The organism is Yokenella regensburgei (assembly GCF_003634235.1).
Classification (GTDB): domain Bacteria; phylum Pseudomonadota; class Gammaproteobacteria; order Enterobacterales; family Enterobacteriaceae; genus Yokenella; species Yokenella regensburgei.
Genome location: NZ_RBIZ01000007.1, coordinates 226,392 through 251,019 on the forward strand (window position 1 = coordinate 226,392; position 24,628 = coordinate 251,019).

Genomic DNA, 24,628 nt, shown 5'->3' on the forward strand with positions numbered 1-24,628 from the left:
CTTGTCCCCCATCATCTCGATCAACATCATGAAATTTCCTGGTAAACGCAAGTCTAAGCACTATTTCCCCGTCAACGCCCGCGATCCGCTGCTGCAACAAATTCAGCCGGAAAGCGAAAACAGCGCCTCCTGGGTGGTCGGTATCGACCAGACGCTGGTAGACATTGAAGCGAAAGTAGATGATGCGTTTATTGAGCGCTACGGCCTCAGCGCCGGACACTCGCTGGTGATTGAAGATGATGTGGCGGAAGCGCTGTACCAGGAGCTGGTGCGTGAAAACCTCATTACCCATCAGTTTGCCGGTGGCACTATCGGCAATACCATGCACAACTACTCGGTACTGGCCGACGACCGTTCGGTGCTGCTGGGCGTGATGTGCAGCAACATCGAAATCGGCAGCTACGCCTACCGCTATCTGTGTAATACCTCCAGCCGTACCGATCTCAACTATCTGCAGGGCGTGAACGGCGCGATTGGCCGCTGCTTTACGCTCATCAGCGACGCCGGAGAGCGTACCTTCGCGATAAGCCCGGGCCACATGAACCAGCTGCGCGCTGAGAGTATTCCGGAAGCGGTTATTGCTGGAGCCTCCGCGCTGGTTCTGACTTCCTACCTGGTGCGCTGCAAGCCGGGCGAGCCGATGCCGGAAGCCACCATGAAGGCTATCAAATACGCTAAAAAATATAACGTGCCGGTGGTGCTGACCCTGGGGACGAAGTACGTGATCGCCGATAACCCGGAATGGTGGCAGGCGTTCTTAAAAGAGAACGTCTCGATTCTGGCGATGAATGAAGAAGAAGGTGAAGCGCTGACCGGCATTGCCGATCCGCTCCTGGCCTCCGATAAAGCGCTGGAGTGGGTCGATCTGGTGCTGTGTACCGCCGGGCCAGTTGGTCTGTACATGGCGGGCTACACCGAAGATGAAATGAAGCGTAAAACCCAGCATCCGCTGCTGCCGGGGGCGATTGCCGAATTCAACCAGTTCGAGTTCAGCCGCGCGATGCGGTTGCAGGACTGCGGATCACCGCTGCGGATCTACTCGCACATCGCGCCGTACATGGGCGGACCGGAGAAGATCATGAACACCAACGGTGCCGGTGATGGCGCGCTGGCGGCGCTGCTGCACGATATTACCGCCAACAACTATCACCGCAGCAACGTGCCAAACTCCAGCAAACATAAATACACCTGGCTTACCTACTCGTCGCTCGCCCAGGTGTGTAAATACGCGAACCGCGTGAGTTACCAGGTGCTGAACCAGCACTCCCCGCGTCTGACCCGTGGTCTGCCAGAGCGGGAAGACAGCCTCGAGGAGGCATACTGGGAGCGTTAAGCGTCGTTTCCCCTCACGCCGTAAGGGTGAGGGGAAAATATCACGCTACGTCAGGCTTCAGCTCATCCGCCGTCAGCAGCGACATCATGGTGTTCGCGATTTCACGTTCGCCCATCACCACCTCATTTGCCCCCCGCTCGCTGATGTAAGCCACCTCGTCGTCGTAGTGTGCACGGGCAATAATCTCGATAGTCGGGCACTTCTCGCGGGCTGACGCCACAATCTCACCGGCCTCGTAGCCGTTTGGAATAGTGACCAGCAGCCAGCGGGCGCAGTCGAGGTGAGCCAGATTCATGATCTCTTCGTTGGCGGCGTTACCCAATACCGCACGAACCCCGCGCTCGCGTAGCTCATCGACCCGGGTTCTTGATGTTTCGATCACCACCAGCGGGATCCCTTGCGCCAGCAGCTTTTCTCCCAGCAGGCTGCCAACGCGGCCAAAACCGACCAGCAGCGCGTGGTTGCAGATATCCACCGGGATCTGCTTCTCTTCTTCAATCGCCTCTTCAAGGGTTTGCTCTTCCAGCGTTTCGGTCTTATCGAGGTACTTCTCGAGCAGGGCGAACAGCACCGGGTTCAGCATGATGGAGAGAATAGCGCCCGCCAGCACCAGATTCTGACCTTCCATCGACAGCAGGCCGAGCGCCATCCCGAGGCCCGCCAGAATAAAGGCAAATTCACCAATCTGCGCCAGGCTGGTGGCGATAGTGAGCGCGGTGCGCTGCGAGTGGCCGAACATCCGCACCAGCAGGAACGCCGCCACCGATTTACCAAAGATGATAATCGCCAGCGTACCGAGCACCGCCAGCGGCTGCTCAATCAGCACCATCGGGTCAAACAGCATGCCGACCGAAACAAAGAACAGCACCGCAAATGCATCGCGCAGCGGCAGGGTATCGTGTGCGGCGCGGTGGCTAAGCTCAGACTCGTTCAGCACTACGCCTGCGAAGAAGGCCCCCAGCGCGAAGGAGACATCGAACAGCTCAACGGCGCCCAGCGCAATCCCCAGCGCCAGGGCGAGTACCGAGAGGGTAAAGAGCTCACGCGAACCGGTGGCAGCGCTGCGCGACATGATCCACGGCACCAGGCGGCGGCCCACCACCATCATAATGACGATGAAAGCGATGACTTTCCCGATGGTGATGCTCATATCCAGCGCCAGGGTGGCAAAACCGATATCGCCTTTTTCCATCATGCCGGCGACCGCCGACAGCAGAACCAGCGTCAACACCATCACCAGATCTTCAACAATCAACCAGCCGATAGCGATTTGCCCGCGCTGGCTATCGATAAGCTGTCGTTCTTCCAGTGCACGCAGCAGCACCACGGTACTGGCGGTGGATAAACACAGGCCAAACACTACGCCGGTCATCAGCGACCAGCCGAGCATGGCCGAAAGCGCCATCCCCAGAAGCGTAGCGACGGCTATCTGCGCTATCGCGCCGGGAATGGCGATGGCCTTTACCGCCATCAAATCTTTCAGGGAGAAATGGAGACCGACGCCGAACATCAGCAGAATAACGCCAAGCTCTGCGAGCTCCGGAGCCAGTTTGGTATCCGCGACAAAACCAGGGGTAAAAGGTCCGGCCAGAACACCCGCTAACAAATATCCCACCAGAGGAGAAATGCGCAATTTATTGGCAATCATTCCGAGGATAAAAGCGAGCACAAGGCCGCCAACAATGGTGGTGATAAGCGGTGTGGCGTGATGCATTCCGTCTCCTTTCGTGTCTGCGTGATCCATTTTCTGGTCAAAAAGCCAGAAATCCAGGTAACAGTTTATGACAAATTAACCCATTCTGTTTATGAATAATTGTTGAATCATGAAGAAAATCGCTATTCGGGGAGAAAAAAGCACGGATGGGAAAGTGAAGGGGGTGTTGCGACGATGAGGCTTGATATCACAAGGAAAAAACGCCAGCCAAAATTTAACTTTGGCTGGCGCTGAGTCAGGCTTTTTGCCGGTTATCAGGCAGGAATATCGTTAACATGCCCAGAAGTGGCAGGAAAGCACAGATTTTATAGACCAGTTCGATACTGGTATGGTCGGCGATAAGCCCAAGAACCGCGGCTCCCAGGCCTCCCATGCCGAAGGCGAAACCGAAGAATAAACCAGAAACCATGCCGATTCTCCCTGGTAATAGCTCTTGTGCGTACACCAGAATGGCAGAAAATGCGGAGGCGAGGATAAAACCAATGATCACGGTCAGGATCCCGGTCCATTCGAGTGATGCATAAGGTAAAACAAGGGTAAAGGGCGCTACACCCAGTATAGAGCCCCAAATCACATACTTACGTCCAATCTTATCGCCAACAGGCCCGCCAATCATGGTGCCCGCCGCAACGGCGAACAGGAAGGCGAACAGGTGGATCTGCGCATTTTGTATCGATAATCCGAACTTATGCATCAGATAAAAGGTGTAATAGCTGCTGATGCTCGCCATATAGAAGTATTTCGAGAAAATCAGCATAAGCAGCACGCTGACCGCCAGAATCACCTTGTTACGCGGCAGCGGATTAATCACCGTCGCCTTAGGTTTGCCCTTATTAATACGATGCTGCGCGGCATACCAGCGGCTGATCTGCGCCAGCACCACGATTGCCAGCAAAGCGGCCAGTACAAACCACGCCACGTTGCCTTTGCCGTAAGGGGCGATAATCACCGCCGCCAGCAACGGCCCGAGCGAGCTGCCGAAGTTTCCGCCAACCTGGAACAGCGACTGCGCCAGCCCGTGGCGGCCGCCGGAAGCCATTCGCGCAACGCGGGAGGATTCCGGATGGAAGACGGAAGAGCCGGTACCGACCAGCGCCGCCGCCAGCAGAACGGCGCCAAAGCTGCCCGCGAGGGCCAGCAGCACCAGGCCGCTCAGCGTAAAGCACATCCCGACTGGCAGCGACCACGGCATCGGATGTTTATCGGTCATATAACCCACGACCGGCTGTAATAGCGACGACGAAAGCTGGAAGGTGAGGGTGATCATCCCAATCTGCATAAAGGTCAGTGAAAATTCCGACTGCAGTAGCGGGTATATCGCGAGGATGAGCGACTGGATCATATCGTTCAGCAGGTGAGAGAGGCTAATGGCTCCTAAAATGCCAAAAGAAGTTCGCGCCTTTTTTTCCGAAGACGGCGGGCCTGACAGTGTCGGGCTGGTTTCACTGATTGCCATAGATGTCATTCACTTTGAGTGTGCGATGTTGGAGGATAATCAGAACTGTAATAATTATCAGCCTAAGATAACGTGCCCAGACGTTTGAAGAAAGTCTCAATTCTGAAAACTTATTTGTAACAGATGCGCAGTCACTGTAATTTTGCAGCAATCATTGGGTCAGGGAGAGAAGCATGAAATTTTTGAAACGGGGCGTGGCGCTGGCGGTGCTGGCGGCATGGTCACTGGCAAGCATGCCTGCACAGGCTTATCAGCAGGATAAAACGTATAAAATCACCATCCTGCATACAAACGATCATCACGGTCACTTCTGGCGCAACGAATACGGCGAATACGGACTGGCGGCGCAAAAAACGCTGGTGGACGGTATTCGTAAAGAAGTGGCGGCGGAAGGCGGCAGCGTGCTGTTGCTCTCCGGCGGGGATATCAACACCGGCGTACCGGAATCTGACCTCCAGGATGCGGAACCCGATTTCCGCGGTATGAACCTGATTGGTTATGATGCGATGGCCGTGGGCAACCATGAATTCGACAATCCGATGACCGTCCTGCGCCAGCAGGAAAAGCTCGCCAAATTCCCGTTCCTCTCCGCCAACATTTATCAGAAAAGCACCGGAGAGCGGTTATTTAAACCGTGGGCGCTGTTTAAACGTCAGGATCTGAAGATTGCGGTGATTGGTTTAACTACCGACGATACCGCGAAGATTGGTAATCCGGAATTCTTCACCGATATCGAATTCCGCAAACCGGCGGAAGAAGCCAAACTGGTTATCCAGGAGCTGCAGCAGAACGAAAAGCCGGACATCATTCTTGCGACGACCCATATGGGCCACTACGACAACGGCAACCACGGCTCTAACGCCCCGGGTGACGTTGAGATGGCGCGCAGCCTGCCGGCAGGCTCCCTGGCGATGATTGTGGGTGGTCACTCACAGGATCCAGTGTGCATGGCCTCCGAGAACAAAAAGCAGGTGGACTACGTGCCGGGTACCCCGTGTGCACCGGATCGCCAGAACGGGATCTGGATTGTGCAGGCGCATGAGTGGGGTAAATACGTCGGTCGTGCTGATTTCGAATTCCGTAACGGCGAGATGAAGCTGGTGCATTACCAGCTGATCCCGGTCAACCTGAAGAAGAAAGTGACTTACGACAACGGCCAGAGTGAACGCATTCTGTATACCCCGCAGATAGCGGAGAACCCGCAAATGCTGTCACTGCTGACGCCGTTCCAGAATAAAGGCAAAGCGCAGCTTGGCGTGAAGGTTGGCAGCGTTAACGGTCGTCTGGAAGGCGATCGCAGTAAAGTTCGCTTCGTGCAGACCAATATGGGGCACCTGCTGCTGGCGGCACAGATGGCGCGTACCAGCGCTGACTTCGCGGTAATGAGCGGCGGCGGTATTCGTGATTCCATCGAGGCGGGCGACATCAGCTATAAAGACGTGCTCAAAGTGCAGCCGTTCAGCAACGTGGTGGTGTATGTCGATATGCCGGGCAAAGAGGTGGTGGAGTATCTGACCGCGGTCGCGAAGATGAAGCCGGACTCTGGCGCTTACCCACAGTTTGCCAACGTCAGCTTTGTGGCGAAGAACGGCGAGCTCAGCGATTTAAAGATCAAAGGCGAACCGGTTGACCCGGCGAAAACCTACCGCATGGCGACCCTGAACTTTAACGGTACCGGTGGCGACGGCTATCCGCATATCGATACCAAACCGGGGTACGTGAATACCGGCTTTATCGATGCCGAAGTGCTGAAACAGTACATTCAGCAAAATTCACCGCTGGATGCGAACGCCTACGCACCGAAAGGTGAGGTGAGCTGGCAGTAACATCACACTGGTTGTCGGGCCTACATGGCGTTCATCTTGTAGGCCCGATAAGCGTAGCGTATCGGGCAATGCGATTAATCCCGACGTGCGATATCGGCGAACTTCGCATCCAGCATTTTCGCCAAATCACCTGCCGACAGTTCGATATCTAATCCGCGTTTGCCGCCGGAGACGTAAATCGTCGCAAACTCCTGCGCCGGTGCGTCAATGACCGTCGGCAGCCGTTTCTTCTGCCCCAGGGGGCTTATCCCGCCCACCAGATAGCCGGTGGTGCGTTGCGCAACCATCGGATCCGCCATATCCACTTTCTTCGCGCCCAGCGCTTTCGCGACTTTTTTCAGATCGAGCTGTGTTGCCACCGGCGTGACCGCCACGGCCAGGTGCTTCATGTCGCCGTTGACCGCGACCAGCAGCGTTTTATAAACCTGGTCCGCATTCAGACCAAGCTTACGCACCACCTCGTCACCAAAATTGGTCTCATTCGGGTCGTGTTCGTACGCGTGCAGCTGAAAGGGAATGTTGTTTTTTTCGAGTAACTTAACCGCGGGCGTCATAGCTTACCTTCTTCTGACAAAAACGTTACCCGTAAAGAGTACGCCTGATGGCTGTCTAAAAAATAGTATTATCTTGCGCAATAGTATTGGCAGAGATGATGACTTTGAGCGACAATCGGAGGATCCGGGGTGAAAATTCCGGGATAATAATAATGATGAAATTCCTCTTTGACGGGCCAATAGCGATATTGGCCACTTTTTTTATCTCAGCAGTGACGGCAGATTTCCTTCCCCGTACAGATGCAGCGCGCCGACGGCAACCACATAGCGTCCGGCCGGTAATGCCAGCAACGCTTCGCGCCACGCCTGGTTACGCTGATTCATCAACACATCATAGAGCGGCTCGCTAAAAGTATTCGGCAGGGTAATTGCCCCCTGTTTCGGCGGCTGCGCTAGCCACCAGCCAATCATCACCTGCAGCAGGCGGGCGTTGGTATGCCAGTGGGTCAGGGTATCTTCCAGCAGCGACAGGCCGCTGTCGGGAAGCTGCAGCAGAAGATCTATTTGCCCCTGGGATCCTTCAAGCTCAATGATCTTCACACCGTGCTGCCGGGCATCGTGCAGAAGTTGATAATCCACGCCGTAGTCCGCGCGCAGGCCCAGCTTTTGCGCCTGAGTCGCCTGTAGCACCATCGCAATTTGCCACAGCGGCTGGTTGTCGAACAGCGCCACCGAAAGCCCCAGCTCGTCGGCAAGCGTCTCCAGTTTTTCCCGTTGCTCATCGCTAAGACGCTCCGCCAGCGGCGGAAAGTCGGGGAGGTTGCTGAACGGGGTTTCGTGGCCGGAGATATCGGCTTCAACAATCAGCGCGTCGGCCTGGTGGATTTTCTTCAGCAGTTTTGCCGGGAGCGGCGCCATATCGCGCGTTCCCATGTGAATACTGCCTACTAAGTGGAAATGCCTGTCGCCGGGAAGGGAAATGTCGAGAGCGGGCCAGGAATAAGCGGAGCCCTTGAGAGTATGCCACAGCGTTTTTAGTTGATTTAACAGACCCATACGCACTCCGTGGTTGAAGTCATCATGCTAGCGCGTTGAGAAGAAGGGTGCAAACAGAACCCTCTCACTGTAACAGGAGAGGGTTCTGGGCGGGTTACTCTTTCGGTTTGAAGCGCAGCAGACGGTTGGCGTTACTCACGACGGTAATCGAAGAGAGCGCCATCGCCGCCCCGGCAACCACCGGGTTAAGTAATGTACCGGTGACCGGCCACAGTATCCCGGCGGCAATCGGAATGCCGAGCGAGTTATAAATAAAGGCGCCGAGCAGGTTTTGCTTCATATTGCGCAGCGTCGCTTTGGAAATCGCCAGCGCATCCGCCACGCCGGTCAGGCTATGACGCATCAGCGTAATCGCGGCGGTTTCAATCGCCACATCGCTCCCGCCGCCCATGGCGATACCCACATCAGCCTGAGCCAGCGCCGGAGCATCGTTGATACCGTCGCCAATCATGGCCACGTGACGCCCCTGGCTCTGCAGGCGCTGAATAGCATCGGCTTTACCATCCGGCAGCACCCCGGCGATCACCTCGTCAATCCCCGCCTCTTTGGCGATAGCGTTGGCGGTGGTGGGGTTGTCGCCGGTGAGCATCACCAGACGATAACCCGCACGGTGCAGACGCTCCAGCGCTGCGACGCTGTCTTCACGCAGCGGATCACGCACGGCAATCAACGCAGCGGCTTTGCCATCCACCGCCAGCAGCACCGGCGTGGCGCCCTGCGAAGCTTGCGCCGTCAGTTCGTCATCCAGCGCCTGAGTATTAACCTGCTGCTCATGCAGCAGCGCCTGGTTGCCCAGCAGCAGCGAACGGCCGTCGGCTTCACCGCTCACCCCTAAACCACGCAGGGTCCGGAAAGCATTGACCTGCGGCAGGGCGTTATCGGCGGCTTTATCGAGAATGGCGCGCGCCAGCGGGTGGCTTGAACCTTGTTCCAGCGCCGCCGCCAGACGCAGCGCCTGGGCTTCGCTCCATTCACCGACGGTTTTCACCGCCACCACCTGCGGTTTCCCTTCGGTCAGGGTACCGGTTTTATCAAACACCAGAGTGTCGAGAACGCTTGCCCGCTGCAGAGCATCGGCATCACGCACCAGCACGCCAAACTCGGCGGCACGCCCCACGCCTGAAATAATCGACATCGGCGTTGCCAGACCCAGCGCACAAGGACAGGCGATGATCAGCACCGTTGTGGCAATGACCAGCGTATAGACAATCTGCGGCGCCGGGCCGAAGAAGTACCAGATAGCCGCGCTGATGAGCGCAATGGCCACCACGGCGGGCACAAACACGGCAGAGATTTTATCCGCCAGCTGGCCGATTTCCGGCTTGCTGCTCTGCGCCTGGCGCACCATCCGGATGATGCGTGAAAGCGTAGTATGGCTGCCGACCGCGCTGGCGCGGAACAGCACGCTGCCATCCTGCACGACCGTCCCGGCATGAATGCCATCGCCTTCGCCTTTCTGCTGCGGGATAGGCTCGCCGGTGAGCATAGCTTCATCAAGCCAGGCTTCGCCCTGGGTGATTTCCCCATCAACCGGTACGCGATCGCCGGTGGTCAGGCGCAGCGTCATTCCCGGCTGTACGTCCGCCAGCGGCACCTCTTTTTCACCCGCTTCGGTAACCACGCGGGCGGTGGGTGGGGTTAAATCGAGCAGTTTTTCCAGCGCTTTGGAGGAGCGCTGACGTGCCCGGGCTTCCAGCATGTGTCCGAGGTTAATCAGACCGATGATCATCGCGCTGGCCTCGTAATAGAGGTGTCGCGCTTCCATCGGGAACCACTGCGGCCACAGGTTAACGCTCATCGAGTAGAGCCAGGCCACGCCGGTCCCCAGGGCGACCAGGGTATCCATGGTGGCGGTGCCGTTTCTCAGGCTTTTCCAGGCGCTGGTATAGAAGTGACCCCCGGCAAAGACCATCACCCCAAGGGTAATAAGACCAATCACCAGCCACAGGCTACGGTTGGCGTCGGAGACCATCATGTTGTCACCGATCATCCCCCAGACCATCACCGGAACACCGACCAGCAGGGCGACAATCGCCTGCCAGCGGAAGCGTTTCATAATAGCGATGGAGGTTTCCTGCTGGCGTTCACGACGCTTGAGGTCATCTTCGATAGCCTCGGCGCCGTAGCCCACCTTCTCCACGGCCTTCACTAAATCGGCGGCGGACGCACTGCCCATGACCAGCGCAGTACGTTCCGCGAGGTTTACCCGTGCCTGTGAGACTCCCGGTACCGCCTGAAGCGCATTTTGTACGCGGGAAACGCAGCTGGCGCAGCTCATTCCGTTGATCAGCAACTGCTGGCTGTCATCCAGATCCTGGGCTGCCGGAAGCTCAGGAGTGGCCGCTGTCAGTGCTTCCGACGGGATAGTTGTCTCTGTCAGCGGATTAGGCTTTGGGTGGCTTAACTCCGCCCCGTATCCGGCCTGTTTGATAGTTTCGATCAGTTGTTCAGCGCTGGCGCTGCCGGTCACTTCGGCATGACTGACGGTGACTTCTGCCTTTTCAACGTCAGGACGTTGTTCCAGGCTCTCTTTAACGCGTTTGACGCAGTGGCCGCAGGTCAGGCCATCGAGCGCCAGGTCGATAGTGTGAGACATAATTAAGCTCCTGTATAATAATCAGGTCAGATGTTGACCTGATTGACCTTTCTGTTGTTGCGAAGAAGAAGGGTAAGCTTTCCGGCAGCGGAAACGCTAATGTTTAACTTCCTGATTAGGAATGAGTTAGCAAATCAGCGGCCGATGACAGGCTGTTGCCTTACTTACCCTTCTCATTTCACTGTGTAGAAGGTTAAACCTTCCATCAAGGGGAAGGTCAAGGGGGAATTTTGAATATTAGTGATGTGGCGAAAAAAACCGGTTTAACCAGTAAGGCTATCCGCTTCTATGAGGAGAAAGGGCTGGTGACGCCGCCGCTGCGTAGCGACAATGGCTACCGCAGCTACACGCAAAAACACCTCGATGAACTGACCCTGCTGCGTCAGGCCCGTCAGGTGGGGTTTAATCTTGAAGAGTGCGGCGAGCTGGTCAATCTGTTTAACGATCCGGGCCGTCACAGCGCGGATGTGAAATCGCGGACGCTGCAAAAAGTGGCAGATATCGAAAGGCACATCAAGGAGCTGCAGGAGATGCGCCAGCACCTGCTGGCACTGGCGGCATCCTGCCCGGGCGACGACAGCGCCGACTGCCCGATTATTGATAATCTTTCCGGCGGCTGCCATCACCACGCGAAGGCAAAAAGCTAACGAGGAGGAAGCAGGCGGATACGCAGGGTGATCCCTTCGACGGCGATCACCTCAACTTTGCTGCCCGCCGGCAGATCGTCATCGGCGACGACCGGCCAGGAGCTGTCGCCTACCCGCATATGCCCGCGGCCGTTCATCAGCGTGTCTTCCAGCGTAAAGTGGCGGCCAATCAGCTGTGCGCCGCGCTGGTTGAGGTGGCTGTCGCCAGGACGCTGGCGCTTCACGCGGTTTGCCAGCCATCGCCACCAGAGCCAGGCGGCAACCAGCGTCAGCACGGCGAACAGCGTGCCCTGCCACTCCCAGCCGAAGGGCAGGAGCCACACCAGCATGCCGGTAACCACCGCCGCCACGCCGCTCCACAGCAAATAGCCGTTACCGCCGAGCATTTCCGCCGCCAGCAGTAATCCGCCGAGGCTAAGCCAGAAGATATGCGGATGCGCGAGGATCAATTCGATCATGGTTTTTTCCGTGCACCTGCGCTTTCGTTGAGGAGTTCGCTGATCCCGGCGATCGAACCCATCAGGCTGCTCGCCTCCAGCGGCATCAGCACCACTTTACTGTTATTGGCAGAACCAATCTGCTGCAGCGCGTCGGTGTATTTCTGCGCCACAAAGTAGTTCACCGCCTGAATATCCCCGGCGGCGATAGCTTCAGACACCATCTTCGTAGCGCGGGCTTCTGCTTCCGCCGAACGCTCACGCGCTTCTGCCTGCAGGAAGGCCGACTGACGCTCCCCTTCGGCTTTCAGGATCTGCGATTGCTTCTCGCCTTCCGCTTTGAGGATTTCCGCCTGGCGGACCCCTTCGGCCTCAAGGATATAGGCACGTTTAGTACGTTCCGCTTTCATCTGCGCGTTCATGGAAGAAATCAGCTCTGCCGGTGGGCGCACGTCGCGGATCTCAATACGCGTCACCTTGATGCCCCACGGGTTAGTGGCTTCATCAACAATATGCAGAAGGCGGGAGTTAATGCTGTCGCGCTGAGAGAGCATCTCGTCAAGCTCCATCGAGCCCAGCACGGTACGAATGTTGGTCATCGTCAGGTTGATGATGGCGAGCTCCAGGTTGCTGACTTCGTACGCCGCTTTTGGCGCATCGATAACCTGGATAAAGCACACCGCATCAATGGTAACGTTGGCGTTATCTTTGGAGATGATTTCCTGCGAAGGGATATCCAGAACCTGTTCCATCATGTTGATTTTACGGCCAATGCGGTCCATAAATGGCACCACAAGGCTCAGGCCTGGCTGCAGCGTGTTGGTATAACGACCAAACCGTTCCACGGTCCACTGGTATCCCTGTGGCACGATTTTGACACCGGCACCGACAATCACCAGCGCCACGAAGATCAGAACGGGAATAAAAATAAGCATGAAAAACCTCCTGTTTTTTGCCTGCGGCGTACGATGTCGTATTGCCAGTAATCGAAAGTATAACTTTTATTCTCGCAACGATGAAAGCTGTGGAGATACACTATTCCTGTAGAGGTACGTAAACAAACGGATGTGCTATGAAGGAATTATTGCAATTACGCCAGGTGGGTTTTCACGCGGGCGATAACGAGATATTACGCGACGTCTCTTTCTCTCTTAATCCCGGTGAATTTAAGCTGATTACCGGCCCCTCTGGCTGCGGGAAAAGCACGTTATTGAAAATAGTCGCCTCGCTCCTGAGCCCCACCGCCGGGGATATTTTTTTCGACGGCCAGAATATCAATGCACTCTCGCCCGAAGCTTATCGCCAGCAGGTCTCTTACAGCACGCAAACGCCGTCGCTGTTTGGCGCCACGGTCTATGACAACCTGATTTTCCCCTGGCAGGTACGTAACAAGGTGCCGGATCCAAAGCGTTTTATCGACGATCTGGCACGGTTTGGCCTTGCTGAAGAGACGCTGGAGAAATCTATCTCTGAGCTTTCCGGCGGTGAGAAGCAGCGCGTTTCATTGATTCGTAACCTGCAGTTTATGCCTAAGGTGCTGCTGCTCGATGAAATTACCAGCGCGCTGGACGAGAGCAACAAGAAAAACGTCAATGAGTTAATTCACGGCTACGTCAAAGCACAGCAGGTTGCCGTGCTGTGGGTCACGCACGATACCGATGAAATTCGCCACGCCGATGATGTGATTACGCTTCCGGTGCGCACCGGGGTGCAAAAGGAGGTCAGCCATGAACGGGCATAACATCACTAATGAATCCCTGGTGTTTTCGATGGTGCTGGTGCTGATAGCTATTGTGGTGAGCTACCGGGAAAAGCTGGCGCTGGAAAAAGACATCATCTGGAGTATTTGTCGCGCGGTCGTGCAGCTGATTATTGTCGGCTATGTGCTGAAGTATATTTTTAACGTCGATAATGCGCTGCTGACCATATTAATGGTGCTGTTCATTTGCCTGAACGCCGCGTGGAATGCGAAGAAGCGCAGTAAATATATTGATAAAGCGTTCGTGTCGTCGTTTATCGCGATTACCACCGGCGCTGTGCTCACTCTCTCGGTGCTGGTATTTTCCGGCTCTATTGAATTTGCCCCCATGCAGGTTATCCCTATTTCCGGAATGATTGCCGGGAACGCGATGGTGGCGGTGGGGCTGTGCTACAACAATCTGGGGCAACGTTTCAGCAGCGAACAGCAGCAGATTCAGGAGAAACTGAGCCTGGGTGCAACGCCGAAAATGGCCTCAGCCCAGCTCATTCGCGACAGCATTCGCGCGTCGTTAATTCCAACGGTGGATTCAGCAAAAACGGTGGGGCTGGTCAGTCTGCCGGGGATGATGTCGGGGCTTATCTTTGCCGGTATCGATCCGGTGAAGGCGATTAAGTATCAGATAATGGTGACCTTTATGCTGCTTTCTACGGCAAGTTTGTCGACCATTATTGCCTGCTACCTGACCTATCGGAAGTTCTACAACGCGCGCCACCAGCTGGTGGTCACGCAGTTGAAAAAGTAGTTATCCATTGAAATCTGGAACTGTTTTGTAGGCCGGATAAGGCGCAGCCGCATCCGGCACTGCAAAAGATCAATACAGCAGCGAGTAAAGCTTACGACGGTACTGTGACGCCAGCGCGTCGCCGGTGCCCAGGGCCGCGAGGATCTCCTGCAGCATCTTGCGTGCCTGACCGTCGGCGGCACCGAGGTCTTTGCGCAGATGGCTGAACAGCAGCTCCAGCGCCTCTTCATTACGACCGACCTGATGCAGCTGCAGCGCCAGCTGAGAGGCCAGCACCGCGTCTTCCGGGTTCTCTGCCACCTGCTGCTGCAGGTGCTGAATTTCCGGCGTATCGGCAGCCTGCTTCAACAGCTCTATCTGTGCGACCAGCCCCTGATAGCGGGTGTCCTGATCCTGCAGCGGAATGGTCTTCAGCGTGACTTCTGCCTCTTCAGAGCGGTTTAACGCGATCTGCGCTTCGGCAAGCAGCAGGCCGATTTCACTGTCCTGGTTCGACAGCTGCCAGGCATCTTTCAGCAGCGGCAGCGCCTCGGCATGGTTGCCTTCCTGCATTAACGCTATCGCCTGCTGCGCCTTCAGCTCTTCTTCACGCGGCAGCACTTTATCGAGCAGGGCACGAATTGCCTCTTCCGGCTGCGGGCCCTGGAAGCCGTCTACCGGCTGACCGTTCTGGAACAGATAAACGGTCGGGATAGCGCGCAGGCCAAACTGCGAAGCCACCATTTGCTCGGCGTCGCAGTCCACTTTTGCCAGCGTAAACTGACCGTTGTACTGAGCGGCAAGGCTTTCAAGAACCGGGGTCAGCTGTTCGCAGTGCTGACTGCGGGCGGACCAGAAGTAAAACAGGACCGGCGCCGTCATCGACTGCTCCAGGACCTGGTGCAGGTTAGCTTCCGTGATATTGACAATATTCTGTACAGACATAGGGGGTATTCTCTTCAGTCGGTTTAACTTTACATGGGGTCGCAGGTCTGGCCTTCAACTCAGCCGTGTAAAATTTTATCCATCATGCGATCCGGGAGCAGGCGCTTAAGCAGCCGTACAGCCCAGGTCACCAGCGTAACGGGATAACGTAATTTTGGTTTGTCGCTGACAAAAGCATGGCGCACTTTTTCCACCACCGCTTCCGGGCCAAGGGTAAAGCGTGCCGCGATCCCCGGGTTCTCAACCGGTTTATCGGACTGGGTCTGGTTCACGTTGTCGGTAAAACGGGTGGTGATAGGGCCAGGCTCAATCAGGCTCACTTTGATGCCGGAATGGCGCAGTTCCATACGCAGCGCGTCGGACCAGGCTTCCAGCGCATATTTGCTGGCGGCATAGGCGCCACGACCCGGTGTTGAGATAAGGCCCATGACCGAAGAGGTCATCACGATGCGGCCCTCACCGTGCGGCAACATGGCGGGCAGCAGGCGCATGGTCAACTGATGAGCGCCGAAGAAATTAGCGGAAAACTGCTGTTCCATCTGGCTGCGGCTGATGGTGGTGAGCGGGCCGTACATCCCAAATCCGGCGTTGTTAAAAATGCCGAACAGACGATTGTCGGTCATGGCGATCACTTCATCCGCCGCGCGGTCGATACTTTCCGGTGAGTCGAGATCGAGCAGAACTCCGGTGAGCCCCATGCCGTGCATGCGGGCGACATCATCAGGTTTACGGCAGGCGGCCAGCACCCGAAATCCCTGGCGCTTCAGTTCCAGCGCGCTTTCAAGGCCAATTCCGCTGGAACATCCTGTTATTAAGACCGTTTTTTGCATAACTTTACCTGAGGATAGCTCCTGGTGTTCAGGAGTCGTGTTTAACTAAAGGTGCCAGGCGTGTCGCCATCCAGTCGGCAATAAACGGCTGGGCGTCACGATTAGGGTGAATGCCATCATCCTGCATCCACTGCGGTTTCAGGTAGACCTCTTCCATGAAAAACGGCAGCAGTGGGATATTGAATTCACCGGCAAGTTTTGGATATATCGCGCTAAAGGCTTCATTATAACGACGACCATAGTTCGCGGGCAGACGTATTTGCATTAACAGCGGCTGAACCTTCGCCGCTTCGAGCTGTTGCAGCACCGTGCGCAGCGTCTGCTCGGTCTGCTGCGGCGGAAAACCGCGCAGACCATCGTTACCACCCAGTTCAACCAGCACCCAGCGCGGCTGGTGTTGTTTCAAAAGCGCGGGCAGGCGAGCCAGCCCCTGCTGCGACGTATCACCGCTGATGCTGGCGTTGATGACGGTCATCTTCGGCTGCCACTTATCGTTGAGCAGCGCGGGCCAGGCACTGGCGGCTGCCATGCGATATCCGGCGCTCAGACTGTCACCCAGAACCAGCAGCGTGTCAGCCGCAGCAGTGCGAAAGGTTAACAGGATCAGAAACAGGAAAGGCAAATGCCAGCGGAAAACATACTTGAAGTTCATCATCTTAAGAAATCCGTCGGTCAGGGTGAGCACGAGCTTTCCATCCTTACCGGAGTTGAGCTGGTTGTCAAACGGGGGCAGACCATTGCGCTGATTGGGGAATCGGGCTCCGGTAAATCAACGCTGCTGGCGATCCTTGCTGGTCTCGACGATGGCAGCAGCGGCGATGTGCGCCTGCTCGGTGAATCACTCCCGGCGCTTGATGAAGAAGCGCGCGCCGCGCTGCGGGCAAAACACGTGGGTTTTGTCTTTCAGTCGTTTATGTTGATTCCAACGCTAAACGCGCTGGAGAACGTCGAGCTACCGGCATTGCTGCGCGGTGAGAGCAGCAGCGAGAGCCGCCGTCATGCCACAACCCTGCTCGATCAACTGGGGCTTGCAAAACGGTTGAGTCATCTCCCGGCGCAGCTTTCCGGCGGGGAGCAGCAGCGGGTGGCGCTGGCGCGCGCTTTTAACGGTCGCCCGTCGCTGCTGTTTGCCGATGAACCCACCGGCAACCTTGACCGTCATACCGGCGATAAAATTGCCGACCTGTTGTTCAGCCTCAATCAGGAGCACGGCACCACGCTGATTCTGGTCACTCACGATCCGGCGCTTGCCGCTCGCTGCGACCGCCGTTTGCGGCTGGTCGACGGTCAGTTGCAGGAGGAGGCATGATAAGCCGCTGGTTCTGGCGCGAATGGCGCACGCCGTCGCTGTTGATTGTCTGGATGGCCTTAAGCCTTGCGGTGGCCTGCGTGCTGGCGCTCGGCAGCATCAGCGATCGCATGGAGAAGGGGCTGAATCAGCAGAGCCGCGATTTTATGGCGGGGGACCGGGCGCTGCGAAGCAGTCACGAAGTGCCCGCCGCCTGGCTGGATAAGGCTCGTGAGCTGGGGCTGAAGGTGGGGGAGCAGATAAGCTTCGTCACCATGACGTTTTCCGGTGATACGCCGCAGCTGGCGGACGTGAAAGCGGTTGATGCGGTGTATCCGATGTATGGTACGCTGGAAACGGTGCCGTCGAATCTGAAACCGGCACCGGGAACGGTGCTGATCTCTTCACGCCTGAAAGCCCTGCTGAACCTGAAAACCGGCGACAGCCTCGACGTTGGCGATGCCACGCTGCGGGTGGCGGGGGTAGTGGTGCAGGAGCCGGATGCCGGATTCAACCCGTTCCAGATGGCGCCCAGGCTGATGATGAACGTGGCCGACGTGGCAAAAACCGGCGCGGTGCAGCCGGGGAGTCGCGTCAGCTGGCGCTACAAGTTTGGCGGCACGCCTGAACAGCTGGCGCAGTATGAAAAATGGCTGCTGCCGCAGCTGCAACCGGAGCACCGCTGGTACGGGCTCGACCAGGATGATGGGGCGCTCGGGAAATCACTCCAGCGTTCGCAACAGTTTCTTCTGCTCAGCGCGCTGCTAACCCTGGGCCTTGCAGTAGCCGCCGTCGCGGTGGCGATGGGGCACTACTGCCGCAGTCGTTATGACCTGGTCGCCATCCTGAAAACGCTGGGTGCCGGTCGTGCGCAGCTACGTAAGTTGATTGTCGGCCAGTGGCTGTTGCTGCTGGCGATGTCAGCGCTGACCGGTGGGCTGCTGGGGTTGTTATTTGAGCATTTCCTGATGGTGCTGCTGCGCCCCGTGCTTCCGGCGGCGCTGCCTGCCGGAAGCGGCTGGCCGTGGCTGTGGGCCGTGGGTACCATGGTCGTGATTTCGCTGCTGGTGGGTTTGCGGCCGTATCGTCTGCTGCTTGCCACCCAGCCGCTGCGCGTGCTGCGGCGCGATGTGGTGGCCCGCGTCTGGCCGTTGCAGTATTACCTTCCAGCTATTGTCATTATCGTGGTGCTGCTGCTGGCGGGGCTGATGGGCGGCAGCATGCTGCTGTGGTCGGTGCTGGCCGGGGCGCTGGTTCTGGCGTTGCTCTGCGGCGTGGTGGGCTGGCTGCTGCTTAATGTGCTGAAACGGCTGACGCTGTCGGCGCTGCCGCTGCGTCTTGCCGTGAACCGTCTGCTGCGCCAGCCGTGGTCTACCTTAAGCCAGCTCGCGGCCTTCTCGCTGTCGTTTATGCTGCTGGCGTTGCTGCTGGTGCTGAGAGGCGATTTACTGGACCGCTGGCAGCAGCAGCTGCCGCCGGAGAGCCCAAACTATTTCCTGATAAATATTGCGCCCGAGCAGGTGATGCCGGTGAAAACTTTCCTGGCAGAACACCAGGTGATTGCCGGAGCGTTTTACCCAATAGTGCGTGCGCGTCTCACCCAGATAAACGGTCAGCAGACGGAAAGCAGCGCCGACGAAGCGCTCAACCGTGAGCTGAACCTGACCTGGCAGTCGCAGAAGCCCGACCACAATCCGCTGGTCGCCGGAGACTGGCCGCCGAAAGCCGGGGAGGTCTCTATCGAGGAGGGGCTGGCACAACGGCTGAAGATCCGCATCGGCGACAGCGTGACCTTTACCGGGGACACTCAGGACTTCACCGCCAAAGTTTCCAGCATCCGCCAGGTTGACTGGGAAAGCCTGCGGCCTAACTTCTTCTTCATCTTCCCACCGGGGGCGCTGGACGAGCAACCGCAAAGCTGGCTGACCAGTTTCCGTCTGGAGAGCGACCCGCGTCTGCTGGCACAGCTGAACCGCCAGTTCCCGACCATCAGCCTGCTGGATATCGGTGCGATACTGAAGCAGGTCGGACAGGTGCTGGGGCAGGTGAGTCGTGCGCTGGAGGTGATGGTGGTGCTGGTGACCGCCTGCGGAGTGCTGCTGCTGTTGGCTCAGGTGCAGGTGGGGATGCGTCAGCGCCATCAGGAGCTGGTGGTATACCGCACGCTTGGTGCCGGGAAGCGTCTGCTGCGCCTGACGCTGTGGGCCGAATTTGCGCTACTCGGCGCGGTGTCCGGGCTGGTGGCGGCAATAGGTGCTGAAACCGCGCTCGCTATCCTGCAAACCCGGGTGTTCGATTTTCCGTGGTCACCCGACTGGCGGCTGTGGGTCATTCTGCCGCTGTGCGGTGCGCTGCTGCTCTCTCTCTGCGGCGGCTGGCTTGGCAGCCGTTTGTTAAAGGGCAAGGCGCTGTTCAAAAATGCTTAAGCGTTTTTGAACAGCGACTCGAATTATTTAGGGTATAGGCGGTGGCTTTATTTTATTGTTCTTCTGGAATTAAAGTCAGCCACAATTGCGAGCAGCTTTCCAGATTTGGGAAAAAGGAGTGGTTGGACTAAATTACAGGTATATGATCGCTTTGAACCTGAAATAACAGGCTCCTGGATTGGCGTCCTAAACCCGTAATTCGTATGCAACACTGTTTTCTGCATTGTGAGTATAATGCAATGATGGTGGGCTGGATGAGGGCTTCTTTCGAAGCACCGATATTCATTACGGGTCGGTACGCCAACCTTGTTCAGTCCGCCTCCAGAATGTGGCGTTTATGGAGACATTCCAGCAAACCGTAATGAGAATGTTATATGAACGAAGAAAATATCAGCCATATTTATAATTCAGCAATTTACAGCGAGCTTTCTATTGGAAACCCCGACTTTATTGATCTCATTGAACGCTGTGAGCTCTTATCGCAAATTTTAGTAGACTGTCATCATCAGGAGTGCGCGAAACCTCTTCTACGCTGCCTTATCGCCTATATCGCCAGGCTACAGACCGCTTTAGGTGAATCGATGGGGCTGGCGTATGGAATAGAGAGGAGTGGGGAATTAATGGCGGGTAGTGATAAAGAATGGATTTTTGCCGATTCTGAACTGCAATGCGAATATTGTCATGTTTTAGTTAAAGTGCTTTTAATTCATAATGTTGAGCATCATGACTTTAAGATTCTGTCTGGATTTATTCACGATCTTGTTAGCTATATTGCCGGTGATCTTAAAGAATCAAGGTTTCAGTGTGCGAGTTAGCCGCTGAGAGAGCATTAAAGATGCCGAACCCCAAACCGGCATCTTTAATGTTTTAGGTTAATTCATCATCCATTAATGAACGCTCTGCGCTTTTATTGAACAGTTATTCTGCTGGTTTGTCTTTTTAGCCGCACAAAACGTCAACTCCTTGATTTTTAACCGCACATTTTATCAAAAACCCGACAACACGCGGTCATTAATAAACGTTAACATTCATGGCTTGAATATTTGGCAGTCTATTCATCAAGGAAAACTCTCAATGAAAATAATGAAAAGCACCCTGGCGTTAGCCGTGGGCGCCGCAGTGGCATTGACATCTTTTGCAAGCCAGGCAGAAATCACCGTTCTGAAGCAGGATCCGCAGGCGGGCGATCCGCTGAGCCGTCTGAACTTTACCGTGGGCGGCAGCATTCGTCCGCAATTCAACAATATGACCGGGGATGACGGTAAAAACGCCTATAAGCGCAACGGTTTCGACGGCGGTACTCGTTTCCGCTTCGCCGCTGATTACTACCTGTTCGACGATATCAGCTGGATAAGCTATTACGAGCTCGGGGTTAACATTCCGGCGCTGTTCAACTGGGATAACCACTATGCGGAAGGGGCGCACGATACCTCTCGCCGTATGCTGTATACCGGTCTGAAGAGCAACACCTGGGGTACTCTGACCTTCGGCCAGCAAAACAGCATCTATTACGATGTGGTGGGCGCGAAAACCGATATCTGGGATTACGACATGATTGCCCAGGCGCCGGGTAACGGCATCAACGGCGATTATGATGGATCCTATCGTTCCCGTAATATGCTGAAGTATAAGAAAACGGTCGGCGACGTTGATCTGTACGCCTCCTATCTGTTTAGCGATTCCGAATACCTGCCGGGCAACGGCCTGCGCTACAAGCGTAAAGGCGGTGGTTCTCTGGGCGTGGATTATCACATTGCTAAAGACCTGACCTGGGGCACCTCGTGGAACTATACCCGTGCGGAAATGCGTAACCCGGATAACAACGACAGCAAAACCTATGACCAGAACATCCTCGGCACCGCGCTGAGCTGGACTCCGGACAACTGGACCTTCGCGGCAGGCGGCGGCTGGTATCAGAACTTCATGACCACCAAAAAGACCTCAGTGCATGACTACTTTGCCGGTGATGCGTGGGGGATTGAGTACTTCGCGGGCTATAAATTCCCGATTGGTCAGTATGCAGTGAAATCCATTCAGCCGTACTTCATGGGCGACCGTATCCAGTACGTGAATGGTCGTAGCTACCAGCGTATTGATAACGGCGTGGGGGTCAGCTTCCAGCTGGATTACGGTTTCCGTGTGGATTACGAACACGTGTTCACCTCCAGCACCGACAACCTGGGCGATATGAACCTGGTGCGTCTGCGTTACGACTTCTGATGAGAAGCGGGCCAACGGCCCGCTTTTTTTATCTCTGCAGCCAGGCAGTGACTTCTTGCCAGTTACCGCGAAAGACAATTTTGCTGGCCTTTTTCTCCAGCTGATAACGGTACATCGGGTCGTAATACTCTTTCAGCAGCGGCACCAGCCAGCTGAAATGGGCATCGGTCGTGCCGCTTTGCCGCTGGGCATGTAATGCTGAATCCAGCAGGTCGGTGAGCTCGGCGAAACGCTGCAGCCCCAGGCGACGGCGAATGGCGTACAGCCCGTGGTGCAGGTATTCGCAGTATGACTGCCACCCGGCCTCTTCGCCGTAGGCGGCGGTAAAATCGTGGTGCATGCGATCAAAATACTCTTCCTGCAACCGCTGTAACCGCAGTTCAAACGGATCTTCCACCACCGCAATGGGCGACTGCGCCATCCGCTCGCGCAGGCACTCCGGCAGATGGTTGGCGCCAATCATGTGGCCTTCATCTTCCAGCACCCAACGCACGTCGTGGCGGGTGTTCGCTTTTTTCAGTAGTTCGACGGCAAGATGGTTTTCGAAACTGGCCTGCGGCAGCTGCGCCTGCAGAGTGCGGCCAAACGACGAGCCGCGATGATGCGCCAGCCCTTCAAGATCGATACCGTCCGCCTGCTCGCGTACCAGCTGGGTTTTGCCGTTGCCGGTACAGCCGCCAACCAGCACAATCGGCTGGCGGACCAGCTCAGAGGTGGCTTCGATAGCGGCCTGACGCAGCGCCTTGTAGCCCCCGGCGATCAGCGGATAATCCACGCCCGCTTCTTTCAGCCACTGCTGCACAATGTGTGAACGCTGCCCGCCGCGGGCACAGCACAAATAGCCCTGAGGCGCGCGTGAGCAGGCTTCGCGCCAGGCGTTAAGGCGCTGCTGGCGGGTTTCGCCGTTCACTAACTGGTGGCCAAGCCGCAGGGCCGCTTCTGGCCCGTTGCGCTTATAGCAGGTGCCAACGGCGGCGCGCTCTTCATCGTTCATCAGCGGCAGGTTAACGGCGGTGGGCATCGCGCCCTGATTGAATTCGACCGGCGCGCGGACGTCAATAAGCGGGATATCGGCGCTCAGGATCGCGCGATAGTCCGTCCCATCGTTCATGGGCAAATCCTTCTTCGGAAAACAAAAGCCATTACGGCAGTCGGGGGATTCTACGCGCTTGAAACAGGCCGGGGAAGACTCCCCGGCTGGAAAGGTCAGATAAGCTGGCTCTGGGCCCAGGCAATGCCGCTGGCGTATTCCGCTGGCAGCAGCGGGACTAACGCCTCCAGGGTGGCGCTCAGACGGTGGGTATCGCAGTCATTAAGATTGAGGTGGCCAACTTTGCGCCCGGCATGCACCGTTTTATCGTACCAGTGGAGGTGCACCAGCGGCAGCTTCAGCCAGTCGTAGTTCAGGTCGGTGCCGATGAGGTTCACCATCACCGACGGGCTGTTCACCACCGGCGGCGGCAGCGGCAGCCCGGTGACGCCGCGCAGGTGCAGTTCGAACTGGCTGATAGAAGCGCCGTTCTGCGTCCAGTGGCCGCTGTTGTGTACGCGTGGAGCCAGCTCGTTAATGAGCAGGCCGGATGGCGTCACGAAGCACTCCATCGCCATCACGCCAACGTAGTTCAGCTCGTTCATGATGGCGCTGAGCATGCCTTCCGCCTGCGCCTGCTGCTCGGCGTTGGCGAGCGGGAAGGCGACGCTGACGCGCAGGATCCCGTCCTGATGCAGGTTACGGGTCAGCGGATAGAACACCGTGCTGCCGTCGTGGCCGCGCGCGCCGACCAGCGACACTTCGCCAGAGAAGTTAATTCCCTGCTCAACGATGCACTCGCCGTAGGCATCTTCTGGCAGCTCTGCGGTTTCATTGGCGCGCAACCGCCACTGGCCGCGACCGTCGTAGCCGCCGGTGCGACGCTTCACGATGGCCAGCTCGCCCAGACGGGCAAACACGGCGGGCCATTCGCTGTGGTCGGCAAGCAGCTGCCACGGTGCCGTAGGCAGACCAAGTTTGTCGAATAAGGATTTTTGCGTCAGGCGATCGGCAATAATCGGGAAAACATCGCGGTTAACGAAAGCCGGGTGGCGCGCCAGTTCACGCGTAAGCGCCGTTTCCGGCCAGCGTTCGATTTCAGCGGTGATCACGCTCTGCTGAAACGGCACGGCCTCCGGATCGGCCTCAAGGCCCACCGGCCAGACGCTGATACCGAGCGGTTCACCCGCCTGGCGCAGCATACGCCCCAGTTGACCGTTGCCGAGTACACAAACCTGCTTCATGCCGCACCCCGCGGATCCGGGTTATCCAGCACCTCATCCGTTTGGGCTTTACGCCACTCGGCCAGCCGCTGGTGCAGCTCGCGGTCGTGGGTGGCGAGGATTTGTGCGGCCAGCAGCGCGGCGTTAGCGGCACCGGCTTTACCAATCGCCAGCGTACCCACCGGAATACCGCGCGGCATCTGCACGATAGAGTAGAGGCTGTCCACGCCGCTCAGGGCAGCGCTTTGTACCGGAACGCCCAGTACCGGCACCAGCGTTTTCGCGGCAATCATTCCCGGCAGATGTGCGGCACCACCGGCACCCGCAATGATCACCTGATAACCGTTCTCTTCCGCGCTTTCGGCGAAGCTGAACAGCTTATCTGGTGTACGGTGGGCGGAGACCACTTCGATGTGGTGAGGAACTTTCAGGATATCGAAGATTTCGGCGGCAAACTGCATGGTAGCCCAGTCGCTTTTGGACCCCATCACGATGGCGACTCGCGCCGGATTATTGCGGGAAGACATGCGTCTTAAAACTCCTGTGGTGCGGAACACGCTGCATTCGAGGGCACAGAGAATAGCACGGAATTCCGGCAAGGAAAACGTTTGCGCACTTGCGCTT

General features: G+C 56.9%; 22 protein-coding genes. 9 read left to right on the plus strand and 13 right to left on the minus strand.

Annotated elements, in window-relative coordinates; genetic code table 11:
- The first annotated feature begins 28 nt into the window (after nucleotides 1–28).
- Nucleotides 29–1,333, plus strand: a complete 1,305-nt coding sequence (locus tag C7387_RS21145) for an inosine/guanosine kinase (protein ID WP_120817425.1) — start codon at nucleotides 29–31, stop codon at nucleotides 1,331–1,333.
- A gap of 40 nt (nucleotides 1,334–1,373) precedes the next feature.
- On the opposite strand, the gene ybaL is transcribed toward C7387_RS21145, so the two are convergent.
- Nucleotides 1,374–3,047 (minus strand): YbaL family putative K(+) efflux transporter, encoded by a 1,674-nt coding sequence (ybaL, locus tag C7387_RS21150; RefSeq protein WP_038254389.1) that lies wholly within the window; start codon nucleotides 3,045–3,047, stop codon nucleotides 1,374–1,376.
- 235 nt (nucleotides 3,048–3,282) lie between these two features.
- Complete coding sequence (locus tag C7387_RS21155; protein WP_120817426.1) at nucleotides 3,283–4,503, minus strand: MFS transporter; 1,221 nt, start codon at nucleotides 4,501–4,503, stop codon at nucleotides 3,283–3,285.
- A gap of 173 nt (nucleotides 4,504–4,676) precedes the next feature.
- On the opposite strand from C7387_RS21155, the gene ushA reads away from it, so the two are divergent.
- Nucleotides 4,677–6,329 (plus strand): bifunctional UDP-sugar hydrolase/5'-nucleotidase UshA, encoded by a 1,653-nt coding sequence (gene ushA, locus C7387_RS21160; RefSeq protein ID WP_006818870.1) that lies wholly within the window; start codon nucleotides 4,677–4,679, stop codon nucleotides 6,327–6,329.
- 74 nt (nucleotides 6,330–6,403) lie between these two features.
- On the opposite strand, the gene ybaK is transcribed toward ushA, so the two are convergent.
- From ybaK to copA, 3 genes are all read right to left on the minus strand, one after another.
- Nucleotides 6,404–6,883 carry a Cys-tRNA(Pro)/Cys-tRNA(Cys) deacylase YbaK gene (gene ybaK, locus C7387_RS21165; protein WP_006818871.1) on the minus strand — a complete coding sequence of 160 codons (480 nt, stop codon included), beginning with the start codon at nucleotides 6,881–6,883 and terminating at the stop codon, nucleotides 6,404–6,406.
- Nucleotides 6,884–7,084: 201 nt separating this feature from the next.
- Nucleotides 7,085–7,879 carry a TraB/GumN family protein gene (locus tag C7387_RS21170; protein WP_038254397.1) on the minus strand — a complete coding sequence of 265 codons (795 nt, stop codon included), beginning with the start codon at nucleotides 7,877–7,879 and terminating at the stop codon, nucleotides 7,085–7,087.
- A gap of 94 nt (nucleotides 7,880–7,973) precedes the next feature.
- On the minus strand, nucleotides 7,974–10,475 hold the full coding sequence (copA, locus tag C7387_RS21175; RefSeq protein WP_120817427.1) for a copper-exporting P-type ATPase CopA: 2,502 nt from the start codon (nucleotides 10,473–10,475) through the stop codon (nucleotides 7,974–7,976).
- A gap of 230 nt (nucleotides 10,476–10,705) precedes the next feature.
- On the opposite strand from copA, the gene cueR reads away from it, so the two are divergent.
- On the plus strand, nucleotides 10,706–11,122 hold the full coding sequence (cueR, locus tag C7387_RS21180) for a Cu(I)-responsive transcriptional regulator (RefSeq protein ID WP_038254401.1): 417 nt from the start codon (nucleotides 10,706–10,708) through the stop codon (nucleotides 11,120–11,122).
- Here the strand turns inward: cueR and C7387_RS21185 are convergent.
- On the minus strand, nucleotides 11,119–11,580 hold the full coding sequence (locus tag C7387_RS21185) for an NfeD family protein (protein WP_006818875.1): 462 nt from the start codon (nucleotides 11,578–11,580) through the stop codon (nucleotides 11,119–11,121). The genes cueR and C7387_RS21185 overlap by 4 nt on opposite strands.
- Entirely contained in the window at nucleotides 11,577–12,494 is a 918-nt protein-coding gene (locus C7387_RS21190; protein ID WP_006818876.1) for an SPFH domain-containing protein, read from the minus strand. Before C7387_RS21190 ends, C7387_RS21185 begins: the two co-directional genes overlap by 4 nt.
- A 137-nt stretch (nucleotides 12,495–12,631) precedes the next feature.
- Between C7387_RS21190 and fetA the strand changes: the two genes are divergently transcribed.
- Both fetA and fetB read left to right on the plus strand, forming a co-directional pair.
- Entirely contained in the window at nucleotides 12,632–13,300 is a 669-nt protein-coding gene (fetA, locus tag C7387_RS21195) for an iron efflux ABC transporter ATP-binding subunit FetA (protein ID WP_006818877.1), read from the plus strand.
- Entirely contained in the window at nucleotides 13,287–14,063 is a 777-nt protein-coding gene (gene fetB, locus C7387_RS21200) for an iron efflux ABC transporter permease subunit FetB (RefSeq protein WP_120817428.1), read from the plus strand. The genes fetA and fetB overlap by 14 nt, the downstream gene beginning before the upstream one ends.
- Before the next feature lie 69 nt (nucleotides 14,064–14,132).
- Here fetB and C7387_RS21205 read toward each other — a convergent pair whose 3' ends face one another.
- From C7387_RS21205 to tesA, 3 genes are read right to left on the minus strand one after another with little or no spacing between them, the layout of a single operon-like run.
- Entirely contained in the window at nucleotides 14,133–14,987 is an 855-nt protein-coding gene (locus C7387_RS21205) for a co-chaperone YbbN (RefSeq protein WP_006818879.1), read from the minus strand.
- A 59-nt stretch (nucleotides 14,988–15,046) separates the two neighbouring features.
- Nucleotides 15,047–15,817, minus strand: coding sequence for an SDR family oxidoreductase (locus C7387_RS21210; protein ID WP_120817429.1), 771 nt, complete (start codon nucleotides 15,815–15,817; stop codon nucleotides 15,047–15,049).
- 28 nt (nucleotides 15,818–15,845) lie between these two features.
- The gene (gene tesA / locus C7387_RS21215) at nucleotides 15,846–16,472 is read right to left on the minus strand and encodes a multifunctional acyl-CoA thioesterase I/protease I/lysophospholipase L1 (RefSeq protein WP_087943258.1); all 627 of its coding nucleotides are present in this window, start codon (nucleotides 16,470–16,472) and stop codon (nucleotides 15,846–15,848) included.
- Between tesA and ybbA the strand changes: the two genes are divergently transcribed.
- The 4 genes from ybbA to C7387_RS21235 all read left to right on the plus strand — a co-directional run bounded on the left by ybbA (nucleotide 16,440) and on the right by C7387_RS21235 (nucleotide 21,751).
- The gene (ybbA, locus tag C7387_RS21220; protein ID WP_038254411.1) at nucleotides 16,440–17,126 is read left to right on the plus strand and encodes a putative ABC transporter ATP-binding protein YbbA; all 687 of its coding nucleotides are present in this window, start codon (nucleotides 16,440–16,442) and stop codon (nucleotides 17,124–17,126) included. The two genes, tesA and ybbA, sit on opposite strands and share 33 nt — an antisense overlap.
- A complete protein-coding gene (gene ybbP, locus C7387_RS21225) occupies nucleotides 17,123–19,531 on the plus strand; it encodes a putative ABC transporter permease subunit YbbP (protein ID WP_120817430.1) in 2,409 nt (802 codons plus the stop codon). Before ybbA ends, ybbP begins: the two co-directional genes overlap by 4 nt.
- 374 nt (nucleotides 19,532–19,905) lie before the next feature.
- Nucleotides 19,906–20,346 carry a hypothetical protein gene (locus C7387_RS21230; protein WP_006818884.1) on the plus strand — a complete coding sequence of 147 codons (441 nt, stop codon included), beginning with the start codon at nucleotides 19,906–19,908 and terminating at the stop codon, nucleotides 20,344–20,346.
- Between the two features lie 259 nt (nucleotides 20,347–20,605).
- On the plus strand, nucleotides 20,606–21,751 hold the full coding sequence (locus tag C7387_RS21235) for a porin (RefSeq protein ID WP_120817431.1): 1,146 nt from the start codon (nucleotides 20,606–20,608) through the stop codon (nucleotides 21,749–21,751).
- Between the two features lie 28 nt (nucleotides 21,752–21,779).
- On the opposite strand, the gene mnmH is transcribed toward C7387_RS21235, so the two are convergent.
- The 3 genes from mnmH to purE form a co-directional block, all read right to left on the minus strand.
- Nucleotides 21,780–22,862 (minus strand): tRNA 2-selenouridine(34) synthase MnmH, encoded by a 1,083-nt coding sequence (gene mnmH / locus C7387_RS21240; protein WP_120817432.1) that lies wholly within the window; start codon nucleotides 22,860–22,862, stop codon nucleotides 21,780–21,782.
- Nucleotides 22,863–22,957: 95 nt separating this feature from the next.
- Nucleotides 22,958–24,025 carry a 5-(carboxyamino)imidazole ribonucleotide synthase gene (gene purK, locus C7387_RS21245; protein WP_006818887.1) on the minus strand — a complete coding sequence of 356 codons (1,068 nt, stop codon included), beginning with the start codon at nucleotides 24,023–24,025 and terminating at the stop codon, nucleotides 22,958–22,960.
- Nucleotides 24,022–24,531, minus strand: coding sequence for a 5-(carboxyamino)imidazole ribonucleotide mutase (purE, locus tag C7387_RS21250; RefSeq protein ID WP_006818888.1), 510 nt, complete (start codon nucleotides 24,529–24,531; stop codon nucleotides 24,022–24,024). The genes purK and purE overlap by 4 nt, the downstream gene beginning before the upstream one ends.
- Nucleotides 24,532–24,628: the final 97 nt, after the last annotated feature.

Excerpts from the sequence above, each read along its gene's own strand:
- mnmH (WP_120817432.1), bottom strand. The coding sequence starts at position 22,862 with ATGAACGATGGGACGGACTATCGCGCGATCCTGAGCGCCGATATCCCG.
- C7387_RS21185 (WP_006818875.1), bottom strand. The coding sequence starts at position 11,580 with ATGATCGAATTGATCCTCGCGCATCCGCATATCTTCTGGCTTAGCCTC.
- fetA (WP_006818877.1), top strand. The coding sequence starts at position 12,632 with ATGAAGGAATTATTGCAATTACGCCAGGTGGGTTTTCACGCGGGCGAT.
- C7387_RS21145 (WP_120817425.1), top strand. The coding sequence starts at position 29 with ATGAAATTTCCTGGTAAACGCAAGTCTAAGCACTATTTCCCCGTCAAC.
- fetB (WP_120817428.1), top strand. The coding sequence starts at position 13,287 with ATGAACGGGCATAACATCACTAATGAATCCCTGGTGTTTTCGATGGTG.
- C7387_RS21155 (WP_120817426.1), bottom strand. The coding sequence starts at position 4,503 with ATGGCAATCAGTGAAACCAGCCCGACACTGTCAGGCCCGCCGTCTTCG.
- purK (WP_006818887.1), bottom strand. The coding sequence starts at position 24,025 with ATGAAGCAGGTTTGTGTACTCGGCAACGGTCAACTGGGGCGTATGCTG.
- C7387_RS21210 (WP_120817429.1), bottom strand. The coding sequence starts at position 15,817 with ATGCAAAAAACGGTCTTAATAACAGGATGTTCCAGCGGAATTGGCCTT.
- C7387_RS21170 (WP_038254397.1), bottom strand. The coding sequence starts at position 7,879 with ATGGGTCTGTTAAATCAACTAAAAACGCTGTGGCATACTCTCAAGGGC.
- C7387_RS21190 (WP_006818876.1), bottom strand. The coding sequence starts at position 12,494 with ATGCTTATTTTTATTCCCGTTCTGATCTTCGTGGCGCTGGTGATTGTC.
- ybbA (WP_038254411.1), top strand. The coding sequence starts at position 16,440 with ATGCCAGCGGAAAACATACTTGAAGTTCATCATCTTAAGAAATCCGTC.
- C7387_RS21235 (WP_120817431.1), top strand. The coding sequence starts at position 20,606 with ATGAAAATAATGAAAAGCACCCTGGCGTTAGCCGTGGGCGCCGCAGTG.
- ybaL (WP_038254389.1), bottom strand. The coding sequence starts at position 3,047 with ATGCATCACGCCACACCGCTTATCACCACCATTGTTGGCGGCCTTGTG.
- C7387_RS21230 (WP_006818884.1), top strand. The coding sequence starts at position 19,906 with ATGAACGAAGAAAATATCAGCCATATTTATAATTCAGCAATTTACAGC.
- tesA (WP_087943258.1), bottom strand. The coding sequence starts at position 16,472 with ATGATGAACTTCAAGTATGTTTTCCGCTGGCATTTGCCTTTCCTGTTT.
- C7387_RS21205 (WP_006818879.1), bottom strand. The coding sequence starts at position 14,987 with ATGTCTGTACAGAATATTGTCAATATCACGGAAGCTAACCTGCACCAG.
- purE (WP_006818888.1), bottom strand. The coding sequence starts at position 24,531 with ATGTCTTCCCGCAATAATCCGGCGCGAGTCGCCATCGTGATGGGGTCC.
- copA (WP_120817427.1), bottom strand. The coding sequence starts at position 10,475 with ATGTCTCACACTATCGACCTGGCGCTCGATGGCCTGACCTGCGGCCAC.
- ushA (WP_006818870.1), top strand. The coding sequence starts at position 4,677 with ATGAAATTTTTGAAACGGGGCGTGGCGCTGGCGGTGCTGGCGGCATGG.
- ybaK (WP_006818871.1), bottom strand. The coding sequence starts at position 6,883 with ATGACGCCCGCGGTTAAGTTACTCGAAAAAAACAACATTCCCTTTCAG.
- ybbP (WP_120817430.1), top strand. The coding sequence starts at position 17,123 with ATGATAAGCCGCTGGTTCTGGCGCGAATGGCGCACGCCGTCGCTGTTG.